The sequence below is a fragment of the Streptomyces collinus genome, assembly GCF_031348265.1.
Taxonomy (GTDB): domain Bacteria; phylum Actinomycetota; class Actinomycetes; order Streptomycetales; family Streptomycetaceae; genus Streptomyces; species Streptomyces collinus.
The window spans coordinates 4135258-4154472 of the sequence record NZ_CP133771.1 but is presented as its reverse complement, the minus strand read 5'-3'; the positions used below and the strand labels follow the sequence as shown (position 1 = coordinate 4154472).

General features: G+C 69.9%; 20 protein-coding genes. 8 read left to right on the top strand and 12 right to left on the bottom strand.

Features of this window, described 5'->3' with window-relative positions:
- From RFN52_RS18845 to RFN52_RS18820, 6 genes are all read right to left on the bottom strand, one after another.
- Positions 1–1557 carry an SCO6880 family protein gene (locus RFN52_RS18845; RefSeq protein WP_184847792.1) on the bottom strand — a complete coding sequence of 519 codons (1557 nt, stop codon included), beginning with the start codon at positions 1555–1557 and terminating at the stop codon, positions 1–3.
- Positions 1554–2879 (bottom strand): hypothetical protein, encoded by a 1326-nt coding sequence (locus tag RFN52_RS18840; RefSeq protein WP_184847791.1) that lies wholly within the window; start codon positions 2877–2879, stop codon positions 1554–1556. The genes RFN52_RS18845 and RFN52_RS18840 overlap by 4 nt, the downstream gene beginning before the upstream one ends.
- Positions 2869–3690 carry a DUF8175 domain-containg protein gene (locus tag RFN52_RS18835; protein WP_184847790.1) on the bottom strand — a complete coding sequence of 274 codons (822 nt, stop codon included), beginning with the start codon at positions 3688–3690 and terminating at the stop codon, positions 2869–2871. Before RFN52_RS18835 ends, RFN52_RS18840 begins: the two co-directional genes overlap by 11 nt.
- Positions 3691–3899: 209 nt before the next feature.
- Positions 3900–4208 (bottom strand): DUF8827 family protein, encoded by a 309-nt coding sequence (locus RFN52_RS18830; RefSeq protein ID WP_003991275.1) that lies wholly within the window; start codon positions 4206–4208, stop codon positions 3900–3902.
- Positions 4209–4686: 478 nt separating this feature from the next.
- Complete coding sequence (locus RFN52_RS18825; RefSeq protein WP_184847789.1) at positions 4687–5979, bottom strand: S53 family peptidase; 1293 nt, start codon at positions 5977–5979, stop codon at positions 4687–4689.
- A 227-nt stretch (positions 5980–6206) separates the two neighbouring features.
- The gene (locus RFN52_RS18820; protein WP_184847788.1) at positions 6207–6824 is read right to left on the bottom strand and encodes a TetR/AcrR family transcriptional regulator; all 618 of its coding nucleotides are present in this window, start codon (positions 6822–6824) and stop codon (positions 6207–6209) included.
- A 71-nt stretch (positions 6825–6895) separates the two neighbouring features.
- On the opposite strand from RFN52_RS18820, the gene RFN52_RS18815 reads away from it, so the two are divergent.
- The 4 genes from RFN52_RS18815 (at position 6896) to RFN52_RS18800 (ending at position 10691) form a co-directional block, all read left to right on the top strand.
- On the top strand, positions 6896–7828 hold the full coding sequence (locus RFN52_RS18815) for an oxidoreductase (RefSeq protein WP_184847787.1): 933 nt from the start codon (positions 6896–6898) through the stop codon (positions 7826–7828).
- A 35-nt stretch (positions 7829–7863) separates the two neighbouring features.
- Positions 7864–8574, top strand: coding sequence for a trypsin-like serine peptidase (locus tag RFN52_RS18810; RefSeq protein ID WP_374050164.1), 711 nt, complete (start codon positions 7864–7866; stop codon positions 8572–8574).
- Positions 8575–8801: 227 nt separating this feature from the next.
- On the top strand, positions 8802–9746 hold the full coding sequence (locus RFN52_RS18805; RefSeq protein ID WP_373308555.1) for a bifunctional lytic transglycosylase/C40 family peptidase: 945 nt from the start codon (positions 8802–8804) through the stop codon (positions 9744–9746).
- A gap of 246 nt (positions 9747–9992) precedes the next feature.
- Positions 9993–10691, top strand: coding sequence for a phosphatase PAP2 family protein (locus RFN52_RS18800; RefSeq protein ID WP_184847785.1), 699 nt, complete (start codon positions 9993–9995; stop codon positions 10689–10691).
- A gap of 70 nt (positions 10692–10761) precedes the next feature.
- On the opposite strand, the gene RFN52_RS18795 is transcribed toward RFN52_RS18800, so the two are convergent.
- Together RFN52_RS18795 and RFN52_RS18790 are read right to left on the bottom strand one after the other, a co-directional pair.
- Entirely contained in the window at positions 10762–12315 is a 1554-nt protein-coding gene (locus RFN52_RS18795) for an FAD-binding oxidoreductase (protein WP_184847784.1), read from the bottom strand.
- Between the two features lie 93 nt (positions 12316–12408).
- Positions 12409–12579: a hypothetical protein gene (locus tag RFN52_RS18790; protein WP_184854229.1), complete on the bottom strand. Its 171-nt coding sequence runs from the start codon at positions 12577–12579 to the stop codon at positions 12409–12411.
- 136 nt (positions 12580–12715) lie between these two features.
- Between RFN52_RS18790 and RFN52_RS18785 the strand changes: the two genes are divergently transcribed.
- Both RFN52_RS18785 and RFN52_RS18780 read left to right on the top strand, forming a co-directional pair.
- Complete coding sequence (locus RFN52_RS18785; RefSeq protein WP_184847783.1) at positions 12716–13567, top strand: SCO4651 family lipoprotein; 852 nt, start codon at positions 12716–12718, stop codon at positions 13565–13567.
- Positions 13568–13658: 91 nt separating this feature from the next.
- Positions 13659–13826: a hypothetical protein gene (locus RFN52_RS18780; protein WP_167345922.1), complete on the top strand. Its 168-nt coding sequence runs from the start codon at positions 13659–13661 to the stop codon at positions 13824–13826.
- Between the two features lie 21 nt (positions 13827–13847).
- On the opposite strand, the gene RFN52_RS18775 is transcribed toward RFN52_RS18780, so the two are convergent.
- A complete protein-coding gene (locus tag RFN52_RS18775; protein WP_229856699.1) occupies positions 13848–14225 on the bottom strand; it encodes a metal-sensitive transcriptional regulator in 378 nt (125 codons plus the stop codon).
- Between the two features lie 204 nt (positions 14226–14429).
- Between RFN52_RS18775 and RFN52_RS18770 the strand changes: the two genes are divergently transcribed.
- Complete coding sequence (locus RFN52_RS18770; RefSeq protein ID WP_062927701.1) at positions 14430–15050, top strand: DUF47 domain-containing protein; 621 nt, start codon at positions 14430–14432, stop codon at positions 15048–15050.
- Positions 15051–15057: 7 nt separating this feature from the next.
- On the top strand, positions 15058–16056 hold the full coding sequence (locus RFN52_RS18765; RefSeq protein ID WP_184847782.1) for an inorganic phosphate transporter: 999 nt from the start codon (positions 15058–15060) through the stop codon (positions 16054–16056).
- 225 nt (positions 16057–16281) lie between these two features.
- Here RFN52_RS18765 and pstB read toward each other — a convergent pair whose 3' ends face one another.
- The 3 genes from pstB to pstC all read right to left on the bottom strand — a co-directional run bounded on the left by pstB (position 16282) and on the right by pstC (position 19178).
- Entirely contained in the window at positions 16282–17058 is a 777-nt protein-coding gene (gene pstB / locus RFN52_RS18760) for a phosphate ABC transporter ATP-binding protein PstB (protein WP_031105672.1), read from the bottom strand.
- A gap of 66 nt (positions 17059–17124) precedes the next feature.
- Complete coding sequence (gene pstA / locus RFN52_RS18755) at positions 17125–18180, bottom strand: phosphate ABC transporter permease PstA (RefSeq protein ID WP_184847781.1); 1056 nt, start codon at positions 18178–18180, stop codon at positions 17125–17127.
- Entirely contained in the window at positions 18177–19178 is a 1002-nt protein-coding gene (pstC, locus tag RFN52_RS18750; RefSeq protein WP_184847780.1) for a phosphate ABC transporter permease subunit PstC, read from the bottom strand. Before pstC ends, pstA begins: the two co-directional genes overlap by 4 nt.
- Between the last annotated feature and the right edge of the window lie 37 nt (positions 19179–19215).

Below are 19215 nucleotides of genomic sequence, written 5' to 3'. Positions count from 1 at the left end.
CTACCTCCGAATGCCGGTGGCGAAGGGAAGGGTGTTCACGAAGGCGCGGTGGTGCTCGCGGTCGCACCATTCCAGCTTGAGGTACGACTTGCCCGCGGAGGCTCTAATCGTGCGCTTGTCGCGGGCGAGTGCGTCCGGGTTGCGCGAGGAGACGGTGATGTAGCCGACGAGATTGACGCCGGCCGCGCCGCTGGCGAGGTCCTCGCCGCGCTGGTCGAGCCGGGAGTGGGCGGCGATGTCGCGCGGGTCGACCGTGCGGTTCATCTTGGCGGCGCGGGAGGCCTCGGCCTCGTCGTTGGTCTTCTCCGTCAGCATGCGCTCGATGGCGACCTCGGTGGGTTCGAGGTCCATGGTGACGGCGACCGTGCGGATCACGTCCGGGGTGTGGACGAGGAGCGGGGCGAGGAAGTTGACGCCGACGGGGGTCATCGGCCATTCCTTCACCCAGGCCGTGGCGTGGCACCAGGGGGCGCGGGTGGAGGACTCGCGGGTCTTGGCCTGGAGGTAGGTGGGCTCCATGGCGTCCAGTTCGGCCGGCCAGGCGTTGCGCTTGGTCATCGCCTGGATGTGGTCGATGGGGTGGTCCGGGTCGTACATGGAGTGGATCAGCGAGGCCAGCCGTCCCTGACCGAGCGGCTGCCGGACGCGGATGTCGGCCTCCTGGAGGCGCGAGCAGATGTCGGTGAGCTCGCGGGCCATGACGACGGCGAGTCCGGCGTCCCGGTCGACCTTGCCGCCGTGGGCGCGGGCGGCGCGGGCCATGGCGTTGGCCTCGGCGGCGAGGTCGCGCGTGTAGTGCATGCAGGCGACGAGGTAGGCGCGGTGCTGCTCGCTGCTGGTGGACACCATCGACTGGAGCTGGTCGTAGGACTCCTGGAGCCAGGGCAGGGCCTTTTCGTCGCCGCGGACGGCGACGTCCTTGGCGTGGGCGTCCGGGTCGGCCGGGAGGGTGCGGGCCAGCATCTGGATGCGGGTGACGAAGCCGTCGCCGTTGGCGACGTGCTTGAGCAGGGTGCCGAAGCGGTCGACGAGAGCTTCCTGGTCCTCGCTGTCGCGCAGGCCGACGCCGGGGCCCTCGATCTCGATGGCGGCGGTGACGGTCTTGCGGTCGGCGTGCAGGAGCACGGCGATCTCGTCGGGGCCGAAGGGGGCGGCCAGCCAGGTGATGCGGCCGATGCCCGGGGGCGGGCCGACCTCGATCTCCTTGCCGTCCAGCCGGGTGCCGGCCTCGATCGCGGTGGAGCGGTAGGTGGTGCCTTGCTTGAGGGTCCGCTTGTAGCTGCGGTTGATCTCGAACCACCTGTAGAACGTGCGGTGCTTGTACGGCACGTACACCGCGGCCAGCGCCAGCATCGGGAACCCGGCGAGCAGCACGATGCGCAGGGACAGCACCGGGACGAGGAGCCCGCACATCATGCCGAGGAACGCGCCCACGACGATCAGGGCGATCTCGCCGGTCTCGCGGTTGCGGCCGATGATCGCGTTCGGCCGGGCGCGGCCGATCAGGTATGTCCGGCGGGGCGTGACCGGATGGGACACGTGGGACTCGGTCGTCAACGCCCTTCACCTCCCGTGCGGTTGGAACTGCTGTTGCGGGTGTTGCTGGCGTGGGGAGTGTTGACGGGGCTGCTCGAACGGGGGGCGGGTGCGGCGGAGGGGACAGATCCGCCGCCGCCGTTCGAGGTGCGCGCACTGTGCGCGGCGACTCCGCCGGAGGCGGGGTTGCTGGGGCGGGGGGCGGAGGACTGGCTGCCGCCGCCGTTGTTGTCGGCGCGGGAGCTGTGGGTCTTGATGCCCTGCGCGACGAGGGTGGCCGGGGAGCTGATGACCGCGGCGGCCTTGCTCTCGGCGCCCTGCATGAGGCGGTTGTTGCGGGAGCCGGCGATCTCGTCGCCGAAGCCGGGGACGAAGCGGTAGATCATCGCGCTGGCGAAGATGGCGAGCAGGATGATGGCGAGGCCGGAGACGACGGCGGAGAAGGCGTTCGGGCCGTCGTCGGCGGAGAGTGCGCCGGCGAGGCCGAGGACGATGACGATGACCGGCTTGATGAGGATGACCGCGATCATGATGCCGGCCCAGCGGCGGACGTGGCCCCACAGGTTCTTGTCGACGAGGCCGGCGTAGACGACGGTGCCGAGGAGGGCGCCGACGTAGAGCAGGGCGGCCCTGATGACGAGCTCCAGCCAGAGGACGCCGGCGGCGAGGATGCTGACCAGGGAGACGACGATCAGCATGATCGGGCCGCCGCCGATGTCCTCGCCCTTCTTGAGGGCCTCGGAGAACGTGCCGAAGAACGCGTCGGTCTGGTCGCCGGTGGCTTTCGCGAGGACCTCGGTGATGCCGTCGGTGGCCGATACGACGGTGTAGAGGATCAGCGGGGTGAAGGCGGAGGCCAGCACCGTGAGCCACAGGAAACCGATGGCTTCGGAGAGGGCGGTGGTCAGGGGCACGCCGCGGACGGCTCGTTTGGCCACGGCCAGGAGCCAGAGCAGGAGCGTGAGGATCGTCGAGGCGGCGAAGACGACGGCGTACTGCTGGAGGAACTTGGGGTTGGTGAAGTCGACGTTGGCGGTCTCCTTCACGGCCTCGCTGAGCTTGTCGACGGTCCAGGAGGCGGCGTCGGCGCAGCCCTTGGCGAGGGAGGAGAGGGGGTCGAGGGTGGAGGTGGGGTCGAGCCGGGAGGTTCCGCTGCCGGATCCGCTGCCGGTGTCGCCTTCGCAGATGTCCCTGGCCTCGCCCCTGAGCAGGTCACAGGCGTTGTTGCTGGGTGACGGGGAGGGGGTGGGGGCGGCGAAGGCACGGGTGGCCAGCAGGACCGCGGCTGTCTGCACGGCTGCGACCGCGGCGCCGAGCTTGAGTACGTGATGCCTACCGGGCATAGGTGAACCCTCCGTACTCCTCGACGGCCTTGCTCATGTCCTCTGCGGTGGAGGCTCTTTGGTCGCGCCCGACCGGGACCGGGCCGTCCTTCTGGGTGAAGCCGGTGACCTTCCAGTCACCGTCGACCCACTTCAGCTGGTACGTCGTGGTGTACCAACTCTCGGTCACGGGGTTCTTGGAGCCCTCCCCCGACAGGCCGAAGAGGGAGGTGTACCAGAGTGCGACCGAGGCGGTGCTGTTGTTGTAGGAGGTGACCTTGGTGCCGACCGGGACGACGCGCGATACGAAGGTCTGGCCGCTCGGCGCGGCACCGTCCTTGGAGAGGCCGAGCTTCTCCAGGAAACTCTCCTTCGAGTACACCTGGTCGAACTCGGGCAGTTGAGTGGCGGCGACGTCGGGTGCGTACACGGTGTTGACGATCGTGTGCCGCTTTTCGAGGTTGTACATGTCGGCCGACCCGAGGGCGATGCCGTAGTTGGTGGCTGCGGACTGGGCGCCCTGCTCGGTGTGGGCGTAGCCGGTGGCGATGCCGCCGGTCTTCGACTTCACGGGTTGCTTGCCCGTCGGCGCCGTCGCCGAGCTCTCTGCCTTGTCGCTGCCAGAGCCACTGCTCTCGGTGTCGCCGTCCCCCCGGTTCGCGAAGGCGATCGCTGCGATCAGGAGGACCACCACGCCGACCACCGTGACCAGGCTGCGGGAGGAGCGGCGGCGGGGGTCGCCGAAGGCGTCGCCGGAGTCGGGCAGGCGGGTGCGGGTCTGGCCCGTGCCGCCGTAGCCACCGGAGGACTCGTGGTCGTCACCGAGACTCATGCCGCGTACGCCCCCTCGACGTCGTGCGGAAACACTTCGTACCGGTCGTACTTCTCATACTCCTCGTACGACGGTAGCCGTGCTGGTTCCCGCGCGGGCGCGGTGTGGTGACTCGACATCAGGAAAACGCAACCTCAGCCGGTGGGCACGACGGGCGGGTGGGATGGAGGGGGAGCCGGGCCTGCCCGGCCGGGCGGTCGGTGCCCGGGCTACACGGCCATGCCGTACACGATGGTGAACAGCGTGCCGAGTGAGCCGATGATGAAGACTCCCGTCAGACCCGCGATGATGAGGCCCTTGCCCTGCTCCGCGCTGAAGGTGTCGCGCAGGGCGGTCGCTCCGATGCGCTGCTTGGCGGCGCCCCAGATGGCGATGCCGAGGCAGAGCAGGATGGCAACCGCCATCACGACCTCGATCATCACCTTCGCCTCGTTGCCCAGGCTGCCGAAGGGGCCCCAGTCCGGAGCGATCCCGCCGATGATGGTGTTGATGTCTCCCTTGTCGGCCGCAAAGAGCATGTAAGTCACCGCCCCTGTTGGGTAGTTCCGCACCCTCTGCGGTCGTGCAGAGGTCAGGCCTCATTCTCGCCGACAATGATGCTGCCGGATGTCGACTTGGCGTCATTGATTGGCGGGTTTCGTACGAATACCTTGCCACCCTTCCGCTCCCGCCCCTAGGGGAGGTGACGGGTGGTGTGCGAAGGATCGTATGGTCACTCTGTGTATCACGGCTGGTCACGCCGGGCAATGAGGCCGGAGCGGAACCTGGTGTGTGGTTCCGTCGTTGTGTCCTCTTGCGGCCTTTCTCACCTTTGTGGGCTGTTTCTGACGGCTGGTCGGGTGAGTGGTCGCGCCGGTGTTCCCGGGGTGAAGGCTACCCGGCAAGGCGAAGGGGCCGCGGCTGGGTTGCCGCGGCCCCTTCGTCGTCGGCCGACCCCGGGCCCCCACGGCCCCGGGTGGCGTTCTCCGGTGACGGTCTGTCACCGGCTGGGAGGGGTCAGCCGGTGAAGGCGCCGAGCCCTTCCGGGGTGCCCAGACCGGTCGGACCGTCGTAGCCCGTCCGGGCGGTGCAGAAGTAGCTGGTGGTGCAGCTGCCGTTGCTGCCGCTGGTCACGTCGTTCAGGGCGGAGGTGTTCGCGTAGGGGAACTTGGCCGGGTAGGAGCCGGTGGACGGGGTGCCGGCGAGGGCGTAGACGCTCGCGATGATCGGGGCGGAGGCGCTGGTGCCGCCGTAGGTGACCCAGCCCTGGCCGTCGGCGCCGTAGGTGTCGTAGACGGAGACGCCGGTCGCCGGGTCGGCGACGGCCGAGACGTCGGCGATCATGCGCCGGGTGCAGCCGGTGTCGGTCTGCCAGGTGGGCTTGGTGTCGTAGGCGGAGCAACCGGAGCCGGTGCCCTCGGTGCTGCTGGTCCGCCAGACGCTCTCGGTCCAGCCGCGGGTGGTGGAGGAGGCGGTGAGGCTGGTGCCGCCGACGGCCGTCACGTACTTCGACGCCGCCGGGTACTCGGCGCCGTAGCCGGCGTCGCCCGCGCTGACGGTGATGGCGACGCCCGGGTGGTTGAAGTAGGCGGAGTCGTACGAGGCGTCGGAGGAGGACTCGCCGCCGCCGTAGCTGTTGGAGACGTACTTGGCGCCCAGGGCGACGGCCTCGTTGACGGCGGTGCCGAGGTTGGCCATGGATGCCGACTTCGCCTCGACGAGGGTGATGTGGCAGTTCGGGCAGATCGCGCTCGCCATGTCGAGGTCGAGGGAGATCTCGCCGGCCCAGCCGCTGTCCGCGGTGGGGAGGGCGGTGGTGGAACCGGTCTGGCTCACCTTTTTGAAGCAGCCGTCGGCGGTGGTGCAGGCGGGCAGTCCGTAGTGCGAGCGGTAGGCGGCGAGGTCGGACTCCGCGTTCGGGTCGTCGTAGGCGTCGACGATGGCGATGGTCCGGCCGGAGCCGTTGTTCGCGGCGGCGGAGGTCAGGCCGTAGGCGCTGCGGAGGTCGGTGGGGCCGTAGCCGGAGGGGGAGGTGGCTTCGGCGGTTTTCGCCGAGATGCCGTGCTGCTTCTGGAAGGCGGTGACGCCCCCCGTGACGCGCAGGGCGTTGCAGGCCATCTCGCCCTGGTGGCGTGGCAGGGCGCAGGAACGGGTCCAGGTGACCTTGGAGGTGCTCGTATCCGCGGCGGCCTGGGCCTGGGCGGCGGTGGCGAGGCCGGTGAGGAGGAGCGCGGCGGTGGCGGTGACGGCGGAGAGCGTGCGGCGCCATCTGCGGCGGGTGGAGGGGGTGTTGTGGGGTGTCGTGCGCAAGGTACAGCCTCCTGGCAGTGGTGGGCAGAGGCCTGCGGGTGGGGGAACCGCCGGTGCGTTTCCCGGCGGGGGCGGCGACCCGCGACGACGATCGCTTGTTGGGTACGTGACAACAAGACGGGTTTCGGAATTCTGACTTCCGCATTGCTGAAGGAGGCAAGGGGCTTACTGATCGCTGACGGGCCGATGGCCGGGCGATGGGGGCGGCTTGACCCTGGAGGCCGGAATCAGCGGGGCTTGAGGCCGTGCAGGAGGAGGTGGACGAACTCCTCGATGCCGTCGAGGGCCGCCTGGGGCGCGAGCATGCCGCCCGCCGCGAAGGAGGCGATGCCCTGGAGGGTGGCGCCCGTCAGCAGGGTCAGGTGCTGGGGGTCGCCCGCGACGATCTCGCCGCGTTCCTGGGCGTCGGCGATGACCCGCTCCAGGGAGCCCACCGTCCGGTCGACGGCGGCGGCCATCTGCTCGGAGGCGTCCGGCTCGTGCTTGCGGGCGTACATGAGCTCCAGCAGCTCGGCGTTGTCGATCGAGAACGCGAGGTAGGCCCGGGCGAGCACGGTGAGCCGCCGCTCCAGCGGGAGGGCGGGGTCGTCGGCGGCCGACAGGGCCTGGCCCAGCCGGTCGTAGCCGACGAGTGCCAGAGCGTCGAGCAGGGCCTGCTTGTCCTTGAAGTGGCGGCCGGGCGCGGCGTGGCTGACGCCCGCCTCCCGGGCCAGCTCGCGCAGCGACAGCGCGCCGGTCCCCTTCTCCCGCAGGGTGCGTTCCGCGCCGGCGAGCAGGGTGGAGCGCAGGTCTCCGTGGTGGTAGGGGCGGCTCTCCGCCGGGCGGCTGGCTGGCATGCGCACCATCGTATCCCGATGTTGGCGATGCCATCATTGTTGTCATTGACAGCATTGTTGGCGACGCCTACATTCGGGTCATGGCTGAGAAGACGAACATCCAGAGCGGCGGGACATGGAGCGCGGACCGCCTGCCCGACTTCGGCGGGCGGACCGTCGTCGTCACCGGCGCCAACAGCGGCATCGGCCTCACCGCGACCGACGCGCTCGCCCGGGCGGGGGCGCACGTCGTCCTTGCCGTACGGGACACCGAGCGCGGGCGGGCCGCGGCGGCGGCCGTCCACGGCAGCACCGAGGTGCGCCGGCTGGACCTGGCGGACCTGGCCTCCGTGCGGTCCTTCGCCGAGGACTGGCAGGGGCCGCTGCACCTCCTCGTCAACAACGCCGGCGTGATGATGCTCCCCAGGCAGCGCACCAAGGACGGCTTCGAGATGCAGTTCGGCACGAACCATCTCGGGCACTTCGCCCTGACGAACCTGCTGCTGCCGCACATCACCGACCGCGTCGTCACGGTCTCCTCGGGCGCCCACCGCTGGGGCGGCGCGAGGATCGACTTCGACGACCTGGACCTGGCGGCGAACTACACCCCGCAGCGCGCCTACGCCCGGTCGAAGCTCGCCAACCTGCTGTTCACCCTGGAACTCCAGCGCCGCCTCACGGAGTCGGGATCCCCGGTCCGCGCCCTGGCCGCACACCCCGGGTACGCGGCAACCAACCTCCAGAGCCACGCGGCCAGCCCGGTGCTGCGCGCCTTCATGCGCCTCGGCAACAGGTTCTTCGCGCAGGACGACCGCGCGGGCGCCCTCCCCACCCTGTACGCCGCCACCGAGGATCTTCCGGGCGCGAGCTATGTGGGCCCCGACGGCCTGGGCGAGATGCGCGGGGCCCCGACCCTGGTGGGGCGCTCCCGCGCCGCCGGTGATCCGCTGACGGCCCGGCGGCTGTGGCGGGTGTCGGAGGAACTGACGGGCACACACTTCCCGCTCGCGCAGGACGAGCAGGCAGGCGTCTGACGTTCCTCTCACCTTCGTCCGGCACAGTCGCCCCGGTGAAGCGCGTCCTGGCCGTCGTCGTCATGCTCGTCGCCCTCCTCGCCGTGTCCGTCGCCACCGCCGACGACGGGGGCGGGCCGCTCGGGGTGACCGCCACCGCGCGCGACGCCCGGGTCGGGGTGCTCGTGCCCGCCGCGGGGGGACGGCACTTCTGTACGGCGTCCGTGGTGGACGCCCCGCACCGGAATCTGATCGTCACGGCGGCGCACTGTCTGGGCGGTGACGGAGGGCTGGTCTTCGTGCCGGGCTACCGGGACGGACGGGCGCCCTACGGGGAGTGGAAGGTGCGGCGGCGGTTCCTGGCCCGCGGGTGGGCCGAGGGGCAAGACGAGGACAGCGACGTGGGATTCGCCGCGGTCGCGCCCCGGGGCGGGGAGGAGGTCCAGGACGCCGTCGGCGGGAACCGGTTCGTCACCGGCACGGCGACCGGGGCCACCGCGGTGACCGTCACCGGGTATCCCAGCGCGCGCGAGAGGGCCGTCGGCTGCACCGCCGAGCCGCACGCGTACAGCCGCACCCAGCAGCGCATCGCGTGCCCCGGGTTCAGCGGCGGGACCAGCGGCAGCCCCTGGGTGAACCGGGACGGGCAGGTCGTCGGGGTCCTCGGCGGGCACGACCAGGGCGGGACGACCCCGGGCGTCTCCTACAGCGTGGTCCTCGGCACGCAGGCGCAGCGGCTGTACGAGCAGGCGGCGGGGGATCCGTGACGGGCCGTGAACCCGTGCGCCGGGCCGGATCCGCCGTGCTCTCGCCGTGCTGCCCGTGCTGTGGCCCGTTCCTCCGTCCGCCCCGACTCTCCTCCCCGTGATCATTCCCGGGCGTGCCGGCCGCCTCTACACTGACCAACGGACTCCTGGGTGGTGAGGGGCGGTTGACGGTGCGTAAGGCATGGATCGTGGCGAGTGTCGCCATCAGCTCCGCCCTGGCCTTCGTGATGCTGCTGGTCGTCGGGGTCTACCTCGTCGCCGGGAACCTGGTCAACGGCGTGGGAGGCGGGGCGAAATCGCTGGCCAAGGGCTCGGTGCCCGCCGCGTACGCGACCCTCGTGCAGAAGTGGGGCAACCTCTGCCCCGCCATCAGCCCGGCCCTGCTCGCCGCGCAGCTCTACCAGGAGAGCGGCTTCAACCCGAGGGCCCAGAGCCACGCGGCCGCACAGGGCATAGCGCAGTTCATCCCCGGAACGTGGGCCAGCCACGGCATCGACGGCGACGGCGACGGCGACCGTGACGTGTGGGATCCGAAGGACGCGATCCCCTCCGCCGCCTCCTACGACTGCGAACTCGCGTCGTATGTGAAGAAGGTTGGCGGGAATCCGACCGAAAACATGCTGGCCGCCTACAACGCGGGGGCGTACGCGGTGATCAAGTACGGGGGCGTGCCGCCGTACAGCGAGACCCGGAACTACGTGAAGCGGATCACGACGCTCTCGGAGAGCTTCGCGGCGCCGGTCGGGCGGGTCGACCCCTCCGAGCAGGCAGCCGCCGCGATCGAGTACGCACAGAAGAAGCTCGGCACCCCCTACCTCTGGGGCGGTACCGGCACCGCTGAGCAGGGCGGACGTTTCGACTGCTCGGGACTGACCCAGGCCGCCTACGAGACCGTGGGCATCAAGCTGCCGCGCGTCGCCAACGACCAGTACAACGCCGGTCCGCACCCCTCGCGGGACGAACTGCTCCCCGGCGACCTGGTGTTCTTCTCGGACGACCTCACCAATTCCCGAGCCATCCGGCATGTCGGCATTTATGTCGGAGGCGGGTACATGATCGACGCGCCCCGGACCGGCGCCGTCATCCGGTTCGACCCGATCGACACCCCTGACTACTTCGGAGCCACCCGCGTCACCGAAGATGGCGCGAAAGCACTGCCCACGACGGTGTGAACCGTCCGTGAACCCACCCCCTGAGCTGCGAAGACGTATCTCTCTTCGATAACGTCTGCGTGATCATTCGGTGGAGTGTGGAACGTATCAACGGGGACCATGCGTTCCTGATGACGTAGCCGAGCGGACGTTCATTCGGCACGCGTCACGCACGCGTGCGGCGGAAGCGGATCTACAACCACGGGGGTGGCAGGAGCGGCGCACGCACAGGTGCGCCGGGAGAGACGACGAAGGGGCCGCAGCGCCATGGCTGGACTCGCCGATTCCGGGTCGAACCCTGACGTCGACCTGCTGTACGACATCAATGGCCTGGCCAAGGATGCGCCGGCCTGGTTCGACCGCGTCATGGAGTACGTCGGTGAGTACGGGCTGCTGCTCGCCATCGTCCTGCTCGTGGTGTGGTGCTGGTGGACCGTGCGGCGGCGGGGCGACGAGGACGCGGCCTCCACCGTGGCGGCACTGGTCTGGGCGCCGCTGGCCGCAGGGGTCGCCGTGCTGGTGAACGTGCCCATACGGGGGTTCGTGGAACGGCCCCGGCCGTTCCTGGACCACCAGGGGCTCGAAGTGCTCGTCCAGGGCAAGACCGACTACTCGTTCGTCAGCGACCACGCGACGATCGTCATGGCACTGGCGGTCGGACTGTTCGTCGCCGACCGGAAGTTCGGGCTCATCGGGCTCGTGCTGGCGTTGTTCGGCGGGTTCATCCGCGTCTACATGGGCGTGCACTACCCGACGGACGTCGTGGGCGGGTTCGCACTGGGCACGGCCGTGGCGCTGCTGCTGTCGCCGCTCGCCATGGCCCTGCTGACGCCCGTGGTGAAGGCCGTCGAGCGCTCGCCCCGGGTGGGGTGGCTGGTGCGCGGCAGAGGGCGGGCGTCCGGAGAGGACACGGTGATCCCCGAGGCACGCAGTGAGCGGGCCTCGGAGCGCGACCTCGCCGCGTAAGGCCGCAGGGGTCCTCAGGGGGCCTTTCACTATGCCCGTCCGGGTCGGACGCTCATGGTGAAAGGACCCCTTACAGCGCCTGGGGATACGTGAAGAAGCGGTCGGGGTCGTACTGCTTCTTCAGCTTCGCCAGGCGCGTTGCCGCATCCCCGTAGTACGCCTTGCGCCAGTCGGTCAGGGTCGGGTCCGTGTAGTTCTGGTACGCCGCCCCCGAGGCGTACGGGCGCATCGACCTGTGGGCGGCGGCCAGCCAGTCGCGGGCCGTCGCACCGCTCGTGCCGGCCCGCCACGCCCCGATGTACTGGGCCAGCATGCGGGAACGGCGGTGGACGAACGCCGTGGACGTGGGGGAGACGCGGTTGACCGCTCCGCCGAGGGCGGTCAGCGCGATGCTGCCCGTGCCGCCGCGCACCGACCCGATCTGCGAGAGCAGCGCGCGGATGCCGGCCGTGGACAGGGAGCGGTCGAAGAAGTCCGACGCCGCCGCGTACGTCTCGCGGCCCAGCGCGCCCTTCGGGGAACGCCCCGGGGTCGAGCCGGGCAGATGGCACTGCGCGTCCGTCGGGAACGAGGAGCAGCCCGCGTACACCTCCATCGACTCCTCGTACGAGCGGCGCTTCAGGGAGACGCTGCGGGCCGGGGCGCCGACGCGGTCGGCCAGGCGGTCGACGGCGTTCTTCAGCTCGCCGTGGGTGCCGAGGGAGAACGCCGCGACCGAGACGGTCGGGGTGCCGCCCGCGGCATTCGCCAGGTGCAGGGACGACCAGATCTCGTCGGGCTGCGACGGGCCCCACTCCTGCCAGGCCTTCACCACCGCGGCCGCCTTCGACCAGGGCCAGGACAGGTACGCCGAGACGCCCTGCGGGGCCGGGTGGGTCTTGAAGTGCAGCTCCGTGACCACGCCGAAGTTGCCGTTGCCGGCGCCGCGCAGCGCCCAGAACAGGTCCTTGTTCTCACGGGCGTCGGCGATGAGCTGCTTGCCGTCGGCGGTGATCAGGGTGGCCCGGGTGAGGCTGTCGCAGGTCAGGCCGTAGGCGCGGGAGACCACGCCGTGACCGCCGCCGAGGGTGAGGCCCGAGACACCGACCGTCGGGCACGAGCCGGCCGGGATCGTGACGCCCTTGGCGGCCAGGGCGCGGTAGACGTCGATGAGTTTGGCGCCGGCGCCGACCACCGCGGTGGTGCCGGAGGCCCGGACGCGGCTGAGTTTCGAGACGTCGATGATCAGACGGCCGTCGCCGGAGGACCAGCCGGCGTAGGAGTGGCCGCCGTTGCGGATCGCCACCCGCAGGGCGTGGGTGCGGGCGTAGGCCAGGGTCGTGCGGATGTCCTCCGGGTGGGACACGTACGCGACCGCGGCGGGCTTCAGGCCGTCGAAGCGGGTGTTGTAGAGCTGCCGGGCCGCGGGCCAGTCGGCGTCGCCCGGGCGGACCAGGGGGCCGTCGAGGTCGCGGGCCAGGGCGGACCAGTTGGCGGCGGTGGCTCTCGACGTGGTCATGGTGCGCGAGGCGTTGGAGGCCGTGGCCCCGGAGCGGTCGCCCGACTGGGTGCAGGCGGTGGTGAAGGGGGTCGCGGCCGCGGCGATCGCCGCCGTGCCGGCTGTGAGGATCGTGCGCCGTTCCATGGGGCCTCCCGGTGGTTCCGTCCTGGGAGACGGGGTGCTGGGGGTGAGGGTTCCATGGTCCGGTCCCGGGCGGAACAGCGTCCGCCACGGTTCTCAGCGCATCGCGTGCCGCTCCGCGTCCGTGCGGGCCTGGCTTCTGGCTCTTCGTGCCGGGCCGCGCCAGCCGCAGCTGCAGTGGGCCATGCAGAAGCGGCCCTTCTCCATGGTCGTCGTGCGGTGTTCCGGGAGGTTGGGGGGAGGCTCCGGCCCGTCCTGCTGCGCCACGCCGACAACGTTACCCACCCCGGGTGAGGAGTTCGTACGGCGGTCGGCACGGCCTCGCGTGACGGGGGCACATACCCGTCGTTAACCGAACAACGGGGGGCCCGTGACGGACGTACCGGCTGGGGGTAGGCAGGCGATGACTGGGCGGCAGCGCGAACGGCGGCGCGGGCGGGCGGGTGCGGCGGTCGTCGCGGCCGGGGTCCTGGCCGGGGCGGGGCTCGGGACCGCGGGGTGCTCCGGGGGCGACGCGGTCGCCGGGGACTCCCGCGGCGGGGACGCGGTCGGGGTGCTGCGACAGGCCGCCGGCCGGCTGGTGGACGCGGGGAGTTCCAAGGCCCGTACGTCGATGGAGATGGCCGCCGGCGGGACCCGGGTGACCATCCGGGGCGCCGGGGTCTACGACTACCGGAAGCGGATGGGGCAGCTGAAGGTGTTGCTGCCGCAGGATCCCGCGGGCGTCGCCGAGCGTCGGCCGATCACCGAACTGCTCGCTCCGGGTGCGCTGTTCATGAAGAACCGGGGTGCCGGTGTGCCCCCGGACAAGTGGGTGCGGGTGGACACGCGGACCCTGTCCGACGGGAACCTCGTCACCGGCGGGGCCACCGATCCGTTCACGGCGGCCGAGGTGCTGCTCGGGACGCGGACGGCGGCGTACGTAGGCAGGACGGAGGTCGCGGGCACCGAAGTGCGGCACTACCGGGGGACGGCGGATCTCGGGGACGCGGCCCGGCGTGCCTCGGACGGGAACAAGGACTCCCTGAAGGCGGCGGCCGACGGGTTCGCCACCGCCGCGGTGCCGTTCGACGCCTACCTCGACGACGAGGGACGCATCCGCAAGGTCAGGCACCGCTTCAGCTTCCTGAACGGGCAGCAGAAGAGCCCGGTGGCCGTCGCCTCGACCACGCTGCTCTACGCTTTCGGGGCTCCGGCGCGCGTACGGCTGCCCGCAGCCGACGACATCTACGCGGGCAAGATCGCCGAAGAGTGACCGGCGTGAACTAGCCCGTCCGTGCCATGCGCGGTGTGTAGGCCGCTCCCTACTCTAGGAAGCCGGTGACGGCAGAGACGAGGTGATGCACGTGGCTCCGGTCGGCGGTACGGCAGTTCAGGACCACGTGGCCCTCGCCGAGATCGAGCTGTGCGGAGAGCTGATCATCGCGGCCTCGGCCGCCCAGGAGCGGCTCAGCCTGGAAAGCATCGACGAGGTGCTGAAGGTGGCCGAGGAGCGGGACTCCTCCAGACGCTGACCCCGGGCCGCCGGACCCGGCTCACGTCCGCAGCATGCGGGCGATCGCCTGGGTCGCCTCCTTCACCTTCGCGTCGATCTCGTCGCCCCCCTTGAGGGCCGCGTCCGCCACGCAGTGCCGCAGGTGCTCCTCCAAGAGCTGGAGGGCGAAGGACTGCAGGGCCTTGGTGGAGGCGGAGACCTGCGTGAGTATGTCGATGCAGTAGACGTCCTCGTCGACCATGCGCTGCAGGCCGCGGATCTGGCCCTCGATGCGGCGCAGGCGCTTGAGGTGTTCGTCCTTCTGCTTGTGGTACCCGTGCACGCCGTGGTCGTGATCGGCCGCCAGGTCCGCCCCGGCGGGGTCGGCGGTGCCGGGGGTGACATGTGCGACATCTGTCGTGTCGGTCACGTCCGTCATCGCTTCCTCCTGGTGGACAGTGGGTGAACTGATACCCCTGGCGGGTATATGGTACCGAACTTTGCCGGGTATACGGCCCTGGTGACCGCCCCCGTGCTCGTCACTGTGCCCGATGGGCGACACTGGTGGGCGGCCCGATAGCCGTGGCCGGATGATGCGCCTAGCATCAGCCTGACCGAAACCGAAGCACCCCGAGGACCCCACGTGCGCTTTCGTCTGACCCCCAGGGAGACGAGCTTCTACGACATGTTCGCCGCCTCCGCGGACAACATCGTCACAGGCTCGAAGCTCCTGATGGAACTGCTCGGGGCGGACGCATCCGCCCGGGCCGAGATCGCAGAGCGTATGCGGGCAGCGGAACACGCAGGTGACGACGCCACGCACGCGATCTTCCACCAGCTGAACTCCTCCTTCATCACGCCCTTCGACCGCGAGGACATCTACTCCCTCGCCTCGTCGCTCGACGACATCATGGACTTCATGGAGGAGGCCGTCGACCTGGTCGTCCTCTACAACGTCGAGGAACTGCCCAAGGGCGTCGACCAGCAGATCGAGGTGCTGGCGCGTGCGGCCGAGCTGACGGCCGAGGCGATGCCGCACCTGCGGACGATGGAGAACCTCACCGAGTACTGGATCGAGGTCAACCGGCTGGAGAACCAGGCCGACCAGATCCACCGCAAGCTGCTGGCGCACCTCTTCAACGGCAAGTACGACGCCATGGACGTCCTGAAGCTCAAGCAGATCGTGGACGTGCTGGAGGAAGCGGCGGACGCGTTCGAGCACGTGGCGAACACGGTGGAGACCATCGCCGTCAAGGAGTCCTGAGCCCTTCATGGACACCTTTGCTCTGGTCGTGACCATCGCGGTCGCGCTCTTCTTCACGTACACCAACGGTTTTCACGACTCGGCGAACGCGATCGCCACGTCCGTCTCGACGCGGGCGCTGACGCCGAAGGCCGCGCTGGCCATGGCGGCGGTGATGAACCTCGCCGGTGCCTTCATGGGCTCCGGGGTCGCCAAGACCGTCAGTGAGGGGCTGATCCAGACGCCGACCGGCTCGAAGGGGATGGGCATCCTCTTCGCCGCGCTGGTGGGCGCGATCGTCTGGAACCTCATCACCTGGTACTTCGGGCTGCCGTCCTCCTCCTCGCACGCGCTGTTCGGCGGCATGGTCGGGGCGGCGCTGGCCGGCGGGACGACGGTCTACTGGAGCGGGGTGCTGGAGAAGGTCGTCATCCCGATGTTCGTGTCTCCGGTGGTCGGCATGCTGGCGGGCTACCTCGTGATGACCGCGATCCTGTGGATATTCAGGAAGGCGAACCCGCATAAGGCCAAGCGCGGGTTCCGCATAGCGCAGACCGTCTCGGCGGCCGGCATGGCGCTGGGGCACGGTCTGCAGGACGCGCAGAAGACCATGGGCATCGTGGTGATGGCGCTCGTCATCGCCGATGTCGAGGACTACGGCGATCCGATTCCGGTGTGGGTCAAGATCGCCTGTGCGGTGATGCTGTCGCTGGGGACGTACGCCGGTGGCTGGCGGATCATGCGGACGCTGGGGCGGAAGATCATCGAGCTGGATCCGCCGCAGGGGTTTGCGGCGGAGACGACGGGGGCGTCGATCATGTTCACGACGGCGTTCCTGTTCAAGGCGCCGATCTCCACGACGCATGTCATCACGTCCGCGATCATGGGCGTCGGGGCCACCAAGCGCGTGAACGCCGTGCGCTGGGGCGTCGCCAAGAACATCATCCTGGGGTGGTTCATCACGATGCCGGCTGCGGCGATTGTGGCTGCGGCGTCCTTCGGGATCGTGAATCTGGCGTTTCTGTAGGTCGTGAACCCGGCGTTTCTGTAGCTCAGCGGGTCTGTGCTGACGCCGGGTGGGTCCGCAGCCCGGCGGAGCGGGGTGCCGCTGCGCCCACCCGTGCCGCCCCTAGCGGCACGCATGCCCGCAGCTGAGACACGAAAAGGCCCGCCCCTGGGAGAGGGGCGGGCCCTTTTTCGGCCTCGCGGTGGCACCGCCATGCAGCACCGCGAGGAGTCGGCGGGGTCCGGCTCAGCCGAAGCGGCCGGAGATGTAGTCCTCCGTGGCCTGAACCGACGGGTTGGAGAAGATCCGCTCCGTGTCGTCGATCTCTATGAGCTTGCCGGGCTGGCCGACCGCCGCGAGGTTGAAGAACGCCGTGCGGTCGGAGACGCGGGCCGCCTGCTGCATGTTGTGCGTCACGATGACGATCGTGAAGCGCTCCTTGAGCTCGCCGATCAGGTCCTCGATCGCGAGCGTGGAGATCGGGTCGAGCGCCGAGCAGGGCTCGTCCATGAGCAGGACGTTCGGCTCGACCGCGATCGCCCGCGCGATGCACAGACGCTGCTGCTGGCCGCCGGAGAGGCCCGAGCCGGGCTTGTTCAGGCGGTCCTTGACCTCGTTCCAGAGGTTCGCGCCCTTGAGGGAGCGCTCGACGATGTCCGCCAGCTCGCTCTTCTTGTAGTTGCCGTTCAGGCGCAGCCCCGCCGCCACGTTGTCGAAGATCGACATCGTCGGGAACGGGTTCGGGCGCTGGAACACCATGCCGACCTCACGGCGGACCGACACCGGGTCGATGCCCGTGCCGTAGAGGTCCTCGTCGTCGAGGAGCACCTTGCCCTCGACCCGGCCGCCCGAGGTGACCTCGTGCATGCGGTTCAGCGTGCGCAGGAACGTCGACTTGCCGCAGCCGGAGGGGCCGATGAACGCCGTCACCGAGCGCGGCTCGACGGTCATCGAGATGTCCTCGATCGCCTTGTGGGAGCCGTAGTAGGCGGTGAGTCCGCTTACGTCGATTCGCTTGGCCATTACTACTTCACTTCCAAAGTCTGGGGGTCGCTGTGGCCCCGCGCGGCGGTAGCCGCAAATTGTCGCTTAGCGACCGGTCTTCGGGGCCTTCCAGCGGGCGATCCCGCGGGCCACCAGGTTCAGGATCATCACGAAGGCGATCAGCGTGAGGGACGCCGCCCATGCCCGGTCGTACGCCGTGACCTCGCCCGACCCGTACTGCTGGTAGATGTACAGCGGGAGCGACGCCTGCGCACCCTCGAAGGGGTTGGCGTTGATGAACTTGCTGCCGAACACCAGCAGCAGCACGGGCGCGGTCTCACCGGCGATACGGGCGATCGACAGCATGATGCCGGTGGTGATGCCGCCGAGCGAGGTCGGCAGGACCACCTTCAGGATGGTGCGCCACTTGGGCACGCCGAGCGCCAGAGAGGCTTCGCGCAGCTCGTTCGGGACGAGCTTGAGCATCTCCTCCGTGGAGCGGACGACGACCGGCATCATCAGGATCGCGAGGGCGAGCGAGCCGGCGAAGCCGAAGGGCTCCATCTCGAACATCAGCATGAGGCTGAGGATGAACAGGCCGGCGACGATCGACGGGATGCCGGTCATGACGTCGACGAAGAAGGTGACGGCCCGGGCGAGGTTGCCGCGCCCGTACTCCACCAGGTAGATCGCGGTGAGCACGCCGACCGGAGCGGCGATCAGCGTGGCGAGGCCGACCTGTTCCAGCGTGCCGAGAATGGCGTGGTAGATGCCGCCGCCCGTCTCCGAGTCGGCCACCACGCCCATCGAGTGGGTCAGGAAGTAGACGTCGAGGACCTTCACGCCGCGTTGGACGGTCGACCAGACCAGCGAGGCCAGCGGCACAACGGCGAGCAGGAACGCGACCCACACCAGCGAGGTGACCACACGGTCCTTCGCCTGGCGGCGGTTCTCGACCCGGGCCGCGATCACGTACGTACCGAGGACGTAGAGGATCGCGGCGATCAGGGCCCACTGGATGCTGCTGTGCAGGCCGGCGGCTGCGCTGATGCCGAGCCCGAGGGCGACGGATCCGGCGGCGATGGCCCACGGAGCCCACTTGGGCAACTGTCCGCCGCGCAGGGTGCTGGGGCGCTTCGGGGTGATGCTTGCGGTGCTCATGCGTTGGCCCCCGAGTACTCCTTGCGGCGGGCGATGATCGCGCGGGCCGCGCCGTTGACCAGCAGGGTGATGACGAACAGGACCAGGCCGGAGGCGATCAGCGCGTCACGGCCGAACTCGGTGGCCTCGCTGAACTTGCTGGCGATGTTCTGGGCGAAGGTACCGCCGCCCGGGTCGAGCAGGCTGGTGTGGATCAGGAAGTCGGGGGAGAGCACGGTGGCGACGGCCATCGTCTCGCCGAGGGCGCGGCCGAGGCCGAGCATCGAGGCGGAGATGATGCCGGAGCGGCCGAAGGGGAGGACCGCCATGCGGATCACTTCCCAGCGGGTGGCCCCGAGGGCCAGGGCGGCCTCCTCGTGCATCTGCGGGACCTGGCGGAAGACCTCGCGGCTCACGTTGGTGATGATCGGCAGGATCATGATCGCGAGCAGGATGCCCACGGTGAGCATGGAGCGTGCGGCGCCGCCCTGCCAGGAGAAGATGCCGGTCCAGCCGAGGTAGTCGTTCAGCCAGCCGAAGAGCCCGTTCATGTGCGGAACGAGGATCAGGGCTCCCCAGAGGCCGTACACGATGGACGGCACGGCGGCGAGCAGGTCGATCACATAGGCGATCGGGCCGCGCAGCCGGCGCGGGGCGTAGTGCGTCAGGAACAGCGCGATGGCGACCGAGACCGGGACCGCGATGACCATGGCGATGATCGAGGAGACGATCGTGCCGTAGGCCAGGACCGCGATGCCGAAGACCGGCGGGGTGGTACCGGTGTTCCATTCGAAGGTGGTCAGGAAGTTGCCGTCGTCCTTGCTGATGGCGAGGACTGCGCGGTAGGTGAGGAAGCCCGCGATCGCGGCCATGATCACCAGCAGCAGAATGCCCGAGCCACGGGAGAAACCGAGGAAGATCCGGTCTCCGGGCCGGGTGGCTCCACGGGCCGCGCGCTTCTGTTCGGCCGCGGGTGGCTGGATGGGGGGTGGTGCGTCAGCTATCTGTGTTGTGTCCATCGGGTTCTCCGGTCTGCGGAACCGCACGTGCTGTGCG